Raw genomic sequence first — 13,474 nt, forward strand, 5'->3', positions numbered from 1 at the left:
CTTACTCCCTCACCACGCGGAAACGGGTCAGCAAAATCGCCAGCACCATCAGCAAAAGCGCCGTGGCCAGCATGATATCGGCCAGATAGCTGGGCACGCTTGCGGCGCGGCTCATGCTGTCGGCGCCGACGAATATACCGGCCACGAACAGGGCCGCCGCGACCACTGCCAGCGGGTTCAGCAAGGCCAGCATCGCCACGATGATGCCGGTGTAGCCAAAGCCGGGGCTAAGATCGAGCGTCAGGTTCCCTTTCAGGCCCGCCACCTCGGAAAACCCGGCAAGAGCGGCAAGACCACCGGCCAGAAGCGCGGTTTTGATCAGCACGCGATTGACCGGGATCCCGGCAAAGCCCGCCGCCTCGCGGTTCAGGCCCACGGCGCGCATTTCATAGCCAAGCGTCGTGCGCCGTTCGATCACCCAAACCAGTGCCGCCGCGATCAGCGCAAGGCCAAAGCCCCAATGCAGGCGCAGCCCGTCGACGATGCGGGGCAGGCGGGCTTCGGCGATCAGCCGTTCGGATTTTGGCCAGCCCATGCCCATTGGATCCTTGAGCGGGCCTTCCAAAAGCATCGAGATAAACAGCAGGAAGATGAAGTTGAACAGCAGTGTGGTCACTACCTCGTCCACGCCGAACCGCACCTTCAGAAGCGCAGGCACCAGCAAGACCAGCGCCCCGGCCAGCATCGACGCGATAGCCAGTGCGGGCAATAGGGCAAAGGCCCCCCATTGCAGCATCCCGGTGCCCAAAACCACCGTGATCAACGCCCCGGCATAAAGCTGAGCCTCGGCCCCGATGTTCCACAGCCGCGCGCGAAAGGCCACGGCCACGGACAGCCCGGTGAAAATCAGCGGCGTGGCGCGGTTGAGCGTTTCCAGCAGCGCAAACTTCGATCCGAACGCCCCCTTGAGGATCAGCCCGAGCACGGAAAACGGATTGGCCCCGGCGGCCATGGCCAGCAAAGACGCGACCACCACGGTTGATCCGATGGCGATGGCCGGTGGCACGGTGGTGCGCCAGATCGACGGGTTGGCAACGGGTTCAAGACGCATCGGCGGTCTCCGGTTCAAAGCCATGGCCAGCCATCCAAACCCCTAGTTCGGCGGGTGTTTTGGTGCCGCGGGCAAAGCCGGGCGACAGGCGGCCTTCGGAAATGACGTGGATGACATCGGACAAAGCCATGATTTCGTCCAGATCCTCCGAGATCAAAAGCACAGCCGCGCCTCTGTCGCGCGCGGCCAGAAGCTGCGAGTGGACATAGTTCACCGCGCCGATATCCAGCCCGCGCACCGGCTGATTGGCAAGGATGATGCGTGGGTTGGCCTCAAGCACGCGCCCAAGGATCAGTTTTTGCATGTTGCCGCCTGACAAAAGGCGAATGCGGGTGGCAGGGCCGGGGCATCGCACATCATAGGTGTCGATCACCTCGCGGGTGAAGGCCTCGGCCCGGCGCCAGTTCATCCAGCCCGAGCGGCTGTAGGGGGGCTGATTGTAGGCCTCTAGGATCGCGTTTTCGGTCAGGTCGAATTCGGCGATGGTGCCGGTTTTGTGCCGGTCTTCGGGAATGCGGGCAATCCCGGCATGAACGGCCTCACGCGGGGACCAAGTGTTGAGGTGGGCCTCGTCCAGTTCCAACCGTCCGGTCGCCGGGCCGATCAGCCCTCCGACCAGATCGGCCAGCGCACCTTGGCCGTTGCCCGACACACCGGCAAGGCCGATCACTTGCCCGGCGCGCAGCGACAGCGACACGCGCTTAAGGCCCGGCGCGCTGCCCCGGTCAGGGGTCGAAACCTCGTGCAGGCGCATCAGCGTCTTGCCGGGCTGACCGGGGGCCACAGTGGGGGCTTTGACCTCTGAGCCGACCATCAGCGAGGCCAGCGTTTCCTTGGTGACCTCTGCAATCGGGCGTTCGGCCACCAGACGGCCATGCCGCAGGATCAGGACGCGATCAGAAATCGCCATGACCTCGTGCAACTTGTGGGAAATAAAGACCACCGACAGGCCCAGTTTGACCGCCTTGCGCAGCGTTGCAAACAGATCGTCGGTTTCCTGCGGGGTCAAAACCGCCGTCGGCTCATCCAGAATCAGGATGCGCGCATCGCGATACAGCGCCTTGAGAATCTCGACCCGCTGGCGTTCGCCAACCGTCAAGCTGCCGACCTTGGCGTCGGGGTGAACCTGCAACCCGAAATCGGTGGCCAGCTGCGCCAGTTTGGCCCGCGCCGCCGCGCGATCTTGCCGCAATGACAGCAAGCCTTGCGTGCCAAGTGTCACGTTTTCCAAAACGGTCATGTTGTCGGCCAGCGTGAAATGCTGGTGCACCATGCCAACACCGGCATCAAGGGCGGCGCGCGGATTGCCCGGCGGCAAGGCGTCTCCGAACACCTCGACGGTCCCCTCGTCGGCTGTGTATTGGCCGAAAAGGATATTCATCAGCGTGGTTTTGCCCGCGCCGTTCTCGCCCAACAGGGCGATGACCTCACCTTGCTGCAAAGACAAGCTGATCGCATCATTCGCGACCAGCTTGCCAAAGCGTTTTGTAATGGAATCGAGGCGCAGGACGACCTGCGCCGCCTTTGCATTTTTCATTTACGACGACTTGGGTTCTTCGTCGTTGATCTCGACGGTGAAGTCCCCGGATTTGATCTGCTCGCGCCGCTTGTTAACAAGGTCCAACGCCTCTTGCGGCACTTTGTCTTCAAAGGTGCCGAGCGGGGCCAAAGAACATCCACCTTCTTTCATGAACGAATAGACGCCGTAATCGGCGGCTGAGAAGGTGCCCGCCTGAACTTCGGCAATCGCCTTGTCCAAGGTCGGCTCGAAATGCCAGATCGCAGATGCGACGACCGTATCGGGGTAATCGGCCTGTGTGTCGATCACGTTGCCGATGGCCAGAATGTCCTTTTCCTGCGCGGCATCCGAAACGCCGAAGCGTTCGGCATAGAGCATGTCAGCGCCGTTTTCGATCATGGCAAAGGCGGTTTCCTTGGCTTTGGGCGGATCGAACCAGCTGCCGATAAAGCTGACTTGGAAGGTAATGTCGGGGTTCATCTCGCGGGCGCCGGCCATAAAGGCGTGCATCAGGCGGTTCACCTCGGGGATCGGGAAGCCGCCGACCATGCCGATATTGCCGGTTTCGGTCATCGACCCTGCAATGATGCCCGTCAGATACGAGGCGTCCTGAATATAGTTGTCGAACACCGCGAAATTGGGCAGCGCGTCATCTTGTTTGAAGCTGGAGCCCATAAGGAACGCGATGTCGGGATATTCCGCCGCCACTTCGCGGGCTTCTTGTTCAACGGCGAACACCTCGCCGATGATAAGCTGATAGCCCTGTTCGGCATATTCACGCATGACGCGGGCGTAATCGGTGTTCGATACGTTTTCCGAGAACACATACTCGATATCGCCGCGCTCTTGTGCCGTGCCTGCGGCCTTGTGAATGCGGCTGACCCATTGCTGTTCGACCGGCACCGTATAGATGCCCGCCACTTTCAGCGGCTCTGCGGCGCGCAAGGCACCGGGTGCACCAGCGGCCACGACCAGTGCGGTGGCGGCGGTTGTGCCAAGAAAGCCACGCCGTGTCAGGCCGTGGTATTTGGTGGTATTCGAATGATCCATTGAACTGATCCCCCTGTTGGACGAGGTATGCCTCGCGTGTTTGACCATTTGGTAAACATGATTTTGAGTTCTGCCAATAAAAGGCTGCCCCGCGGGCAGAGTCCAGAACCAAGCGCTCATAAAATGTGCAAAACTAGGCAACCGCTATAAATTACAGCATTCAGACGTTTTGCCGGCGCGCGCTGAACTTGGGTTCAAAGGCGGTTGCGCCGCCTTGCCCGGAATAAACCGGGCAGGCAGCCAAGAGCAACCCCGATCCCGTCGGCCCAAAAATCCGCCCATTCGGCTGTACGGCCAAAACCCGGTTGGATCAGTTCGATGACGCCGCCATACAGCAATGCCAGCGGCACGCCCCACAGCAAGGCGCGGGGGCGTTGCCATGCCATGGGCGCAATCAGTACGGCAAAGGCAACGGCGTGGCCAACCTTGTCGACATAAGGCACCGGCGGTCCGGGTGGGCCCGGTGGGCTAAGTGTGGCCCATGCGATCACCCCTGCGATTGCCAGTGTCAGGACGACAACGAATTTCCAGCGTTTATCAGGGGTAGGGTGTAGATGCACGGTGGGGCAATCCTTTGCGTCGTGTGTCTTGACCGGGGATATACCGCATGACGGCAGGCTGAAACAGTGGTTTGCGCTGATAGCGTTAACGATTTCGGGCGCGCGTCGTGGCCCAGCCGGGCGCGGCTTGCGTGAAGGAATCGCGAAAAGCTGTAAAAATCATAACTTTTTTGATCGGTAAAAAAGGTGCAATCGGTCGCACTTGGGGCAAGTCTATGAAAACATGTAGTATTCAATCGTATACAACCGGTTTCCAGTAGCTTGCTAGGTGCGCAAGGCTCTGCTACACCGCGTTCAAATTTCGGTGTTTTGAAAATCTGAATGCCTGTCAACGCCCCCGGACGCATGGATCACCTGTGCGTGGGAACCGGGGCCAGAAAACCGGAAGGGTGGACGTGTCCGAACCTGCTTCGATTTCCTCCGGCATTGCCGAGCGCTATGCCACCGCCATTTTCGAGATTGCGAAAGAGAGCAACTCTCTGGCCAAGCTTGAACCCAACATCACCGACCTAGCCGCCGCTTTGGACGGCAGTGACGAGTTGCGCGATGTGATTGCATCGCCTGTTTTGTCGCGGGCCGAACAGGGCAAGGTCATGGCCGCGCTGGCCAAAAAAATGAAGCTGCAGCCCGAGATGGCGAACGGTCTGGCCGTGATGGCCCAGAAGCGTCGCCTGTTCGTGCTGCCGCAACTGCTGCGCCAATTGTCCGATATGATCGCCGACGACAAAGGCGAAGTGACAGCGGATGTCGCCAGCGCCAAGGCGCTGACCAAAACGCAGTCGGACAAGCTGGCAAAGACGCTGAAGGCGCGCGTCGGCAAAGACGTCAAGATCAATGCGACCGTCGATGAAAGCCTCATTGGCGGTCTTGTCGTAAAGGTGGGCTCGAAAATGATCGATACCTCGATCCGCTCGCGCCTCAATTCCCTACAGAATGCAATGAAAGAGGTCGGATAAATGGGTATCCAAGCTGCAGAAATTTCTGCGATCCTGAAGGACCAGATCAAGAACTTCGGCCAAGAGGCCGAGGTGGCCGAAGTTGGCCGGGTTCTGTCGGTTGGTGACGGTATCGCGCGTGTGCATGGTCTGGACAATGTTCAGGCCGGCGAATTGGTGGAATTCCCCGGCGGTATCATGGGCATGGCCCTGAACCTTGAAGCCGACAACGTGGGTATCGTGATCTTCGGGTCTGACCGCGCGATCAAGGAAGGCGACACCGTCAAGCGCACCAAGTCCATCGTGGACGTGCCGATCGGCGACGAACTGCTGGGCCGCGTTGTGGATGGCTTGGGCAACCCGCTGGATGGCAAGGGCCCGATCAAAACCAAAAATCGCGGTCTGGCCGATGTGAAAGCCCCCGGCATCATCCCGCGTAAATCGGTGCACGAGCCGATGGCGACCGGCCTGAAATCGGTTGACGCGATGATCCCGATTGGCCGTGGCCAGCGAGAACTGATCATTGGCGACCGCCAGACTGGCAAGACCGCCGTGGCGCTGGACGCGATCCTTAACCAGAAGTCCTATAACGAGGCCGCTGGCGACGACGAAGGCAAGAAACTTTACTGCGTTTACGTTGCTGTTGGCCAAAAGCGGTCGACAGTGGCGCAGCTGGTGAAGAAGCTGGAAGAATCCGGCGCGATTGAATATTCCATCGTTGTGGCCGCCACCGCGTCGGACCCCGCACCGATGCAGTTCCTTGCGCCCTATGCCGCCACCGCGATGGCCGAGCATTTCCGCGACAACGGCCGTCACGCGTTGATCGTGTATGATGACCTGTCCAAGCAGGCCGTCGCCTATCGTCAGATGTCGCTGTTGCTGCGCCGTCCGCCGGGGCGTGAAGCCTATCCGGGTGACGTGTTCTACCTTCACTCCCGCCTGTTGGAGCGTTCGGCCAAGCTGAATGAAGACAATGGCTCGGGCTCGCTGACGGCGCTGCCGATCATCGAAACCCAAGGCGGCGACGTGTCGGCGTTTATTCCGACCAACGTGATCTCGATCACCGATGGTCAGATCTTCCTTGAAACGGAACTGTTCTATCAGGGCATTCGCCCGGCTGTGAACACCGGTCTGTCGGTGTCGCGTGTGGGCTCTTCGGCCCAGACAAACGCGATGAAATCGGTTGCTGGCCCGGTCAAACTGGAACTGGCGCAGTATCGCGAAATGGCGGCCTTTGCACAGTTCGGCTCGGACCTTGACGCCGCAACCCAGCAATTGCTGAACCGTGGTGCACGTCTGACCGAACTGATGAAGCAGCCGCAGTATTCGCCGCTGACCAACGCCGAGATCGTCTGTGTGATCTATGCGGGCACGCATGGTTACTTGGACAAGATCGGCGTGGATCAGGTGGGCCGTTTTGAACAGGGCCTGTTGAACCACTTGCGCGGCAAGCATCAGGATCTGCTGGATTTCATCACCAAGGAAGACCCCAAAGTGAAGGGTGACGCCGAGGACAAGATCAAGGCTGCGCTAGACGAATTCGCCGCCGACTTCGCGTAAGGGGGAGATAAGGCAATGCCGAATCTCAAGGACCTGAAAAATCGGATCGCGTCGGTCAAATCGACCCGCAAGATCACCAAAGCCATGCAAATGGTTGCCGCGGCGAAACTTCGCCGCGCGCAGGACGCTGCCGAGCAGTCGCGCCCCTATACTGAGCGTTTCAACGCGGTCATGGGCAAGCTGGCCGCGTCGGTCGGTGACAGTGACAGCGCGCCCAAGCTGCTGCGCGGCACTGGTTCCGATGACGTTCAACTGCTTGTCGTCATGACTGCCGAACGCGGGCTTTGCGGGGGCTTCAACGCGAATATTGCCAAACTGGCACGCATTGAGGCCAACGAATTGCTGGCGAAAGGCAAAACCGTCAAGATCGTGACGGTGGGCAAAAAGGGCCGGGATGCGCTAAAGCGCGATCTGGGCGATCATTTTGTGCACCATGTCGATCTGAGCGACGTGAAGAACATCAGCTATGCAGACGCGCAAGCGATTGCCGCCGATGTTCTGGCGCGGTTCGACGCGGGCGAGTTTGACGTGGCCAAGATCTTCTATTCGAAGTTCCAGAACGTGGTCAGTCAGATCCCGACGATGCAGCAAGTTATCCCGTTCCAAGTGGATGAGGACGTCGCCGCCGAAGCCGCCGAGGCAAATGTGGTGTATGACTATGAGCCGGACGAAGAGGCCATTCTGGCCGATCTTCTGCCGCGCGGCGTGGCCACGGCCATTTTCAGTGCGCTGCTGGAAAACGGCGCATCCGAGCAGGGCGCGCGGATGTCCGCGATGGACAACGCAACGCGCAACGCTGGCGATATGATCGACAAGCTGACCATCGAATACAACCGTTCGCGTCAGGCCGTCATCACCAACGAGCTTATTGAAATTATTTCGGGCGCCGAGGCGCTCTAACCGAGACCGGAGACAAGACATGGCAAACGCAAAAGGCACAATCACTCAGGTGATCGGCGCCGTGGTGGACGTTCACTTTGACGACCACCTGCCCGAGATTCTGAACGCCCTGGAAACCGACAACAACGGCAAGCGTCTGGTACTGGAAGTTGCCCAGCACCTTGGGGAAAACACCGTGCGGACCATCGCGATGGACGCCACCGAAGGTCTGGTGCGCGGCCAAGAGGTTGGCGATACCGGCGGCCCGATCACCATTCCCGTGGGCGACGTCACCCTTGGCCGGATCCTGAACGTCATCGGTGAGCCGGTGGACGAAGGCGAGCCGATCAAAGCCAAAGAAACCCGCCCGATTCACGCCGAAGCGCCCGAGTTTCAGGAACAGTCGACCGAGTCGGAAATTCTTGTGACCGGCATCAAGGTGATCGACCTGTTGGCGCCCTACTCCAAAGGCGGTAAAATCGGCCTGTTTGGCGGTGCCGGTGTGGGCAAAACGGTTTTGATCATGGAACTGATCAACAACATCGCCAAGGTGCACTCGGGCTACTCAGTGTTCGCCGGTGTTGGGGAACGGACCCGTGAAGGCAACGACCTGTATCACGAGATGATTGAATCCAACGTGATCAAGCCTGACAATCTGGAAGAAAGCCAAGTGGCCTTGGTGTACGGCCAGATGAACGAACCGCCGGGAGCGCGTGCGCGTGTTGCCTTGACCGGTCTGACATTGGCGGAACAGTTCCGCGACCAGTCGGGGACAGACGTTTTGTTCTTCGTCGATAACATCTTCCGCTTTACGCAGGCGGGTTCCGAGGTCTCGGCTCTGCTTGGTCGTATTCCTTCGGCTGTGGGCTATCAGCCGACGCTGGCCACCGACATGGGCCAGATGCAGGAGCGGATCACCTCGACCAAGAAAGGCTCGATCACATCGATTCAGGCCGTTTACGTGCCTGCGGACGACTTGACCGACCCGGCCCCGGCGACAACCTTTGCCCACTTGGACGCAACCACGGTTCTGAACCGCGCGATCTCGGAAAAAGGGATTTACCCGGCTGTTGACCCGCTCGACAGTAACTCGCGCCTGATGGACCCGCAGATTGTGGGTGAAGAGCACTATCAAGTTGCCCGCGACGTTCAGGGTGTTTTGCAACGCTACAAGGCGCTTCAAGACATCATCGCCATTCTGGGGATGGACGAACTGAGCGAGGACGACAAGCTGACCGTGGCACGCGCCCGTAAAATCGAGCGTTTCCTGTCGCAGCCCTTCGACGTTGCGAAAGTGTTCACAGGGTCGGACGGTGTGCAGGTGCCGCTGGAAGACACCATAACATCGTTCAAGGCGGTTGTGGCCGGTGAATACGACCACCTGCCCGAAGGTGCCTTCTATATGGTGGGCGGCATCGATGATGTGATCGCCAAAGCCGAAAAGATGGCTGCTGACGCGGCGTGATGAATGCCTGCCCAACCCCGGTCCGTCCTTTTGGGGCCGGGGGAGGGCATGACAAGGAGGCCCGAGAATGGCTGAAACAGTGCAATTCGATCTGGTGTCGCCCGAGCGGCGCTTGGTCTCGGTTCAGGCCGAAGAAGTGCGGATTCCCGGTGCTGAAGGGGATCTGACGGCCATGGCGCAGCACAGCCCGCTGATCACCACGCTGCGCCCCGGTATCCTGACGGTGTCAGGCCCCGAGGGTGAGGCCGAGTATATCGTCACAGGTGGCTTCGCCGAAATCGGCGCCGAAAGCGTGTCGGTTCTGGCCGAAAAGGCGATTGCCCGCGCGGACATCACGCAAGAGCAGTTCAAGACGCTGGTGGATGAAGCGACCGACAGGCTGAACAAGGCCCAAGAGACCTTCGTCAACGAGCCCGGCCCGGTGGACGACGCGGCCAAGCTGCTGTCAGACATGGTGGCGATGGGTGATCATATTGGCCTGTCGGCCAACTAAGACCCCGGCATCAAGACAATCCTGAGAGGCCCGCCTATATCGGCGGGCTTTTTGCTGTTTGCGGGGTATCAAACGTGCTGCGCGCCGTTGACTTCGATCTCGGTGCCCGACACGTAAGAACTGCCGTCGGAGCACAGGAAATAGATCACGTCGGCCACTTCGGCGGGCTGGCCAAGGCGACGCATAGGCAGGCCCTGCACGATCTTGTCCGTCCCTTCGCTGAGAATGCTGGTTTCCACCTCACCCGGCGCGATGGCGTTGACGCGCACGCCGGAGGGGCCGAAATCATGCGCCATTTCGCGCGTCAATGCCGCCAGCGCCGCCTTGGACGTGGCATAGGCGGCCCCGGCAAACGGGTGCACACGTGCCCCGGCGATCGAGGTGATGTTGACCACCGCGCCCTGCGCGGCGGACAATTCGGTGATCAACCCGCGCGCGAGAACGACCGGCGCAAAGAAATTGACGTGAAACACCTGCCCCCAGACGTCCAGCCCGGTGTCTATGGTGTTCAGACGCGCCCCATCCGGGCCTTTTGGTGACACGCCGGCATTGTTGACCAGCGCGTGCAGCTTTCCGTCGGGCAGGCGCGCGCGTATCTGGTCGATGGCGGCCATTGTTTGCCGCGGATCGGACAGATCGACCTGAATGTGATCCTGCTCGCCACTGGGCCACGGGCAATCGTCGGAAAAGGGCTGTCGCGAACAACTGAGCACGCGCCAGCCTTTGGCGGCGAATTTGCGCACGGTTGCGTGCCCGATACCGCGGCTTGCCCCGGTTAAAAGAAGTGTCTTGCGCGGGTCTGTGTCTGACATCTGAATGGTCCTGAAGACGTGTTGCGCGGGGACTGTGGGGCCGAAGACAGGCCAGATGCAACCGTGATTTTCATAGGTCAGGCGGGCGGGCAATGGCCGTGGCCAAGGTTTTACCTTTTCACCTTCTCAATCTTGACCAAAACGCGTAATAAAATGGGCCGGAACAGCAAGGTTGCGCCATGAAATTAATCACCAGTCAATCCATCGGGATCGAACAGGGCGATGACGTTTTGTTTTCGGATTACGAAGATGGCGGCGTCATGTGGACAGGTGAAGGCGCGCGTGAGCGGCGCAAGGGTCTGATCTTTGGGCAATCGTTCAAGTCCGCCCCGGCAGTGCATGTCACCCTGTCGATGTGGGATATGGACAGCGCCGCCAATGTGCGCGCCGATGTGACCGCCGAAAATGTGACCACCACCGGGTTTGACGTGGTGTTTCGCACATGGGGCGACACCCGCGTGGCACGGGCGCGCATCCGGTGGATGGCGATTGGCGAAGCCTATCACGAGGATGACTGGCAGCTTTATTGACCGGCCGCTTGTCGCCCCGGAAACCGGGGCGTCGCGCGCATACGTTCAGCCTTTGAACTTGCCTTCATAGATCGGCTCAAGCGTCGGTGTGTCAAACAGCGACGACACCGAGGTGCCGTTCCAGATGTTCAAAATGGCCTGCGCGAACATCGGGGCCGTGGGTATGATACGAATGTTGGGGGCGGCTTTGACCGGCTCGGTGGGTTGGATCGTGTCGGTGATGACCAGCGACTTCATGACCGAGTTCGTGATCCGCTCAACCGCGGGGCCGGACAACACACCATGGGTGATATAGGCGTGCACCTCGGCAGCGCCTTCATCAAGCAGCACCTGAGCCGCCTTGCAAAGCGTTCCGGCGGTATCGCAGATATCGTCGACGATGATGCATTTTTTGCCGGTCACATCACCGATCACGGTCATTTCGGACACTTCGCCAGCTTTCTCGCGACGTTTGTCGACGATCGCAAGCGGCGCTTCGATCCGCTTGGCCAATTCGCGGGCACGCGCCACACCGCCCACGTCAGGTGAAACGACCATAACTTGGTCAAGCGAGTCCTTGAACTGTTCCTTGATATCCAGCGAAAAGATCGGTGCCGCATAAAGGTTGTCGACGGGGATGTCGAAAAACCCCTGAATTTGCGTGGCGTGCAGGTCCATCGTCAGAACGCGTTCGATACCCGAGCCGACCAACATGTTGGCCACCAATTTTGCCGAGATCGGCGTGCGCGCCTTTGAGCGGCGGTCTTGCCTTGCATAGCCGAAATAGGGGATCACGGCGGTGATGCGCTTGGCCGAGGATCGGCGCAGGGCATCGGACATGATCAGCAATTCCATCAGGTTGTCATTGGCCGGGTTCGAGGTGGACTGGATGATGAACATATCCTCGCCGCGGACGTTCTCGTAAACCTCGACGAAAACCTCTTGATCGTTGAACCGTTCGACACGGGCATCGACAAGCCCGACATTAACGCCGCGATGCATGGACATGCGGCGGGCAATCGCCGTGGCAAGCGGTTTGTTGGCGTTGCCTGTGATCAGTTTTGGCTCTGGCGTGGTTGGCATTTCAAAGATCCCCGGGGTGGTCTGTGATGACAGATTCGTGACGTTGATCTTCGCTTAGCATGCGCGTAGCGTCGGGCAAAGCTATGCCAAGGGGGAAGCCGCGAAAATGGCCCATCACATCGACTATTATCTCTCAACATTGTCGCCCTATGCCTATCTGGCGGGCAATCGTCTGGAGCAGATCGCGGCAAAGTATGGGGCCGGCGTGACCTATAAGCCTCTGGATGTATTGCAGCTGTTCGCGCGTACAGGCGGGCAGGCCCCCAAGGACCGGCACCCGTCACGGATGGCCTATCGCGCGCAGGAATTGCCGCGTCAGGCCAAAAAGACGGGGCTGCCTTTCAATTTTCAACCCGCGCATTGGCCGACAAATGCCGCGCCGTCCTCGTATGCGGTCATCGCCGCGCAAAACGCGGGCGGTGGTGATCTGGGCGGGCTGGTGCAGGCGATCCTGCGGGCGTGTTGGGCCGAAGACCGCGACATCGCCGAGGATGATGTGATCAAGGACTGTCTTGAGCAAAGCGGCTTTGACCCCAAGCTGGCTGATAGTGGCCTGCTGAGCGGGGCTGAGACCTATGCCGCCAATCTGGAACAGGCGGTGGCCGCCAATGTGTTCGGCGTGCCGTTTTACGTGGTGGACAGCGGCCAGAGCTTTTGGGGCCAAGACCGGCTGGACGATCTGGACCAGCATCTGGCAGGTCATCTGTAGCCTATGCCGCAAGATCTGCGGGCGGGATTTTCGACCTATTGGACCAGCTTTGGGCAGGGGCCGCGCCGGGCATTGGCAATCCATTGCTCGCTGGCGCATTCCGGCAGTTGGGGCGGCATGGCGCGGCATCTGTCCGGCGCGTTGACCCTCCGGGCGTGCGACATGCCGGGCCACGGGCGCAGCGCGCCTTGGGACAAGCGTGGCGAGATCCAAGAGGTGACGGCACGAATCGCGGCGGATCTGTGCGACGGCCCAACCGACCTGATCGGTCATTCCTTTGGCGCGACGGTGGCCTTGCGGCTGGCGGTGATGCGGCCCGATCTGGTGCGGTCGCTGGTTTTGATCGAACCGGTTTTTTTCGCGGCAGGCTTTGCCGCGGACCCCGGCGCGCGGGCCGCGTTCGACGTGGCCATGGGGGGCTTTGCAAAGGCGATGGCGGCAGGGGATACGCAGGACGCAGCGCGCGCCTTTACCGCCGTGTGGGGGGCAGGGGCCGCTTGGGGTGATGTGCCGGAACCGCAGCGCCGCGCCATGGCTGCGCAGATGCCATTGATCGACGCCGCGCAACCGGTGTTATACGAGGATGCCGCGGGGCTGCTAGTGGACGGCGTATTGCAGGCCGTGACCGTGCCGGCGCTGCTGATTGAGGGCAGCCAGTCACCCGCGATTATCCCGGCAATCAACGCCGGGCTGGCCGCGCGACTGCCGCAGGCGGAGCGGGCGGTGATCTTGGGCGCGGGACATATGGCACCGATCACGCACCCCGCGCAGGTCAGTGCCGAGATCCTGCGTTTTTTGCGTTCAGCTTGAAAACTTGTCCGCCTTGTCTGGCGGTCTCGTCCATCTTGG

The 13,474-nt window shown here is 60.4% G+C and carries 14 protein-coding genes; 8 read left to right on the plus strand and 6 right to left on the minus strand.

Translation table 11 applies throughout. From position 1 onward, the window contains the following. Position 1 precedes the first annotated feature (1 nt). The 4 genes from HAT86_RS09080 to HAT86_RS09095 form a co-directional block, all read right to left on the minus strand. The gene (locus tag HAT86_RS09080; RefSeq protein ID WP_167196159.1) at positions 2-1,051 is read right to left on the minus strand and encodes an ABC transporter permease; all 1,050 of its coding nucleotides are present in this window, start codon (positions 1,049-1,051) and stop codon (positions 2-4) included. Further along, positions 1,041-2,588 (minus strand): ABC transporter ATP-binding protein, encoded by a 1,548-nt coding sequence (locus HAT86_RS09085; protein ID WP_167196162.1) that lies wholly within the window; start codon positions 2,586-2,588, stop codon positions 1,041-1,043. The genes HAT86_RS09080 and HAT86_RS09085 overlap by 11 nt, the downstream gene beginning before the upstream one ends. Then, positions 2,589-3,620 carry a BMP family protein gene (locus HAT86_RS09090; RefSeq protein ID WP_167196165.1) on the minus strand — a complete coding sequence of 344 codons (1,032 nt, stop codon included), beginning with the start codon at positions 3,618-3,620 and terminating at the stop codon, positions 2,589-2,591. It lies immediately after the preceding gene. 194 nt (positions 3,621-3,814) lie between these two features. After that, positions 3,815-4,180, minus strand: a complete 366-nt coding sequence (locus tag HAT86_RS09095) for a VanZ family protein (RefSeq protein ID WP_167196168.1) — start codon at positions 4,178-4,180, stop codon at positions 3,815-3,817. Positions 4,181-4,575: 395 nt separating this feature from the next. Here HAT86_RS09095 and HAT86_RS09100 point away from each other — a divergent pair, with 395 nt between their 5' ends. From HAT86_RS09100 to HAT86_RS09120, 5 genes are all read left to right on the plus strand, one after another. Then, a complete protein-coding gene (locus HAT86_RS09100; protein ID WP_167196171.1) occupies positions 4,576-5,136 on the plus strand; it encodes a F0F1 ATP synthase subunit delta in 561 nt (186 codons plus the stop codon). Beyond that, the gene (gene atpA / locus HAT86_RS09105; protein WP_167196175.1) at positions 5,137-6,675 is read left to right on the plus strand and encodes a F0F1 ATP synthase subunit alpha; all 1,539 of its coding nucleotides are present in this window, start codon (positions 5,137-5,139) and stop codon (positions 6,673-6,675) included. 15 nt (positions 6,676-6,690) lie between these two features. Then, positions 6,691-7,575, plus strand: coding sequence for a F0F1 ATP synthase subunit gamma (locus HAT86_RS09110; protein WP_167196179.1), 885 nt, complete (start codon positions 6,691-6,693; stop codon positions 7,573-7,575). Between the two features lie 19 nt (positions 7,576-7,594). After that, positions 7,595-9,019 carry a F0F1 ATP synthase subunit beta gene (gene atpD / locus HAT86_RS09115; RefSeq protein WP_167196182.1) on the plus strand — a complete coding sequence of 475 codons (1,425 nt, stop codon included), beginning with the start codon at positions 7,595-7,597 and terminating at the stop codon, positions 9,017-9,019. A gap of 67 nt (positions 9,020-9,086) precedes the next feature. Next, complete coding sequence (locus tag HAT86_RS09120) at positions 9,087-9,512, plus strand: F0F1 ATP synthase subunit epsilon (protein ID WP_167196185.1); 426 nt, start codon at positions 9,087-9,089, stop codon at positions 9,510-9,512. A gap of 68 nt (positions 9,513-9,580) precedes the next feature. On the opposite strand, the gene HAT86_RS09125 is transcribed toward HAT86_RS09120, so the two are convergent. Continuing rightward, entirely contained in the window at positions 9,581-10,324 is a 744-nt protein-coding gene (locus HAT86_RS09125) for an SDR family NAD(P)-dependent oxidoreductase (protein WP_167196188.1), read from the minus strand. Between the two features lie 179 nt (positions 10,325-10,503). On the opposite strand from HAT86_RS09125, the gene HAT86_RS09130 reads away from it, so the two are divergent. Next, a complete protein-coding gene (locus tag HAT86_RS09130) occupies positions 10,504-10,854 on the plus strand; it encodes an H-type lectin domain-containing protein (protein WP_167196191.1) in 351 nt (116 codons plus the stop codon). Positions 10,855-10,899: 45 nt separating this feature from the next. Here HAT86_RS09130 and HAT86_RS09135 read toward each other — a convergent pair whose 3' ends face one another. Beyond that, the gene (locus HAT86_RS09135) at positions 10,900-11,916 is read right to left on the minus strand and encodes a ribose-phosphate pyrophosphokinase (protein ID WP_167196194.1); all 1,017 of its coding nucleotides are present in this window, start codon (positions 11,914-11,916) and stop codon (positions 10,900-10,902) included. A gap of 106 nt (positions 11,917-12,022) precedes the next feature. Here HAT86_RS09135 and HAT86_RS09140 point away from each other — a divergent pair, with 106 nt between their 5' ends. Continuing rightward, complete coding sequence (locus HAT86_RS09140) at positions 12,023-12,625, plus strand: 2-hydroxychromene-2-carboxylate isomerase (protein ID WP_167196197.1); 603 nt, start codon at positions 12,023-12,025, stop codon at positions 12,623-12,625. Between the two features lie 3 nt (positions 12,626-12,628). Then, the gene (locus HAT86_RS09145; protein WP_167196200.1) at positions 12,629-13,435 is read left to right on the plus strand and encodes an alpha/beta fold hydrolase; all 807 of its coding nucleotides are present in this window, start codon (positions 12,629-12,631) and stop codon (positions 13,433-13,435) included. Positions 13,436-13,474: the final 39 nt, after the last annotated feature.

The sequence above is a fragment of the Roseovarius gahaiensis genome, from assembly GCF_011601345.1.
In the GTDB taxonomy this organism is placed as follows: domain Bacteria; phylum Pseudomonadota; class Alphaproteobacteria; order Rhodobacterales; family Rhodobacteraceae; genus Roseovarius; species Roseovarius gahaiensis.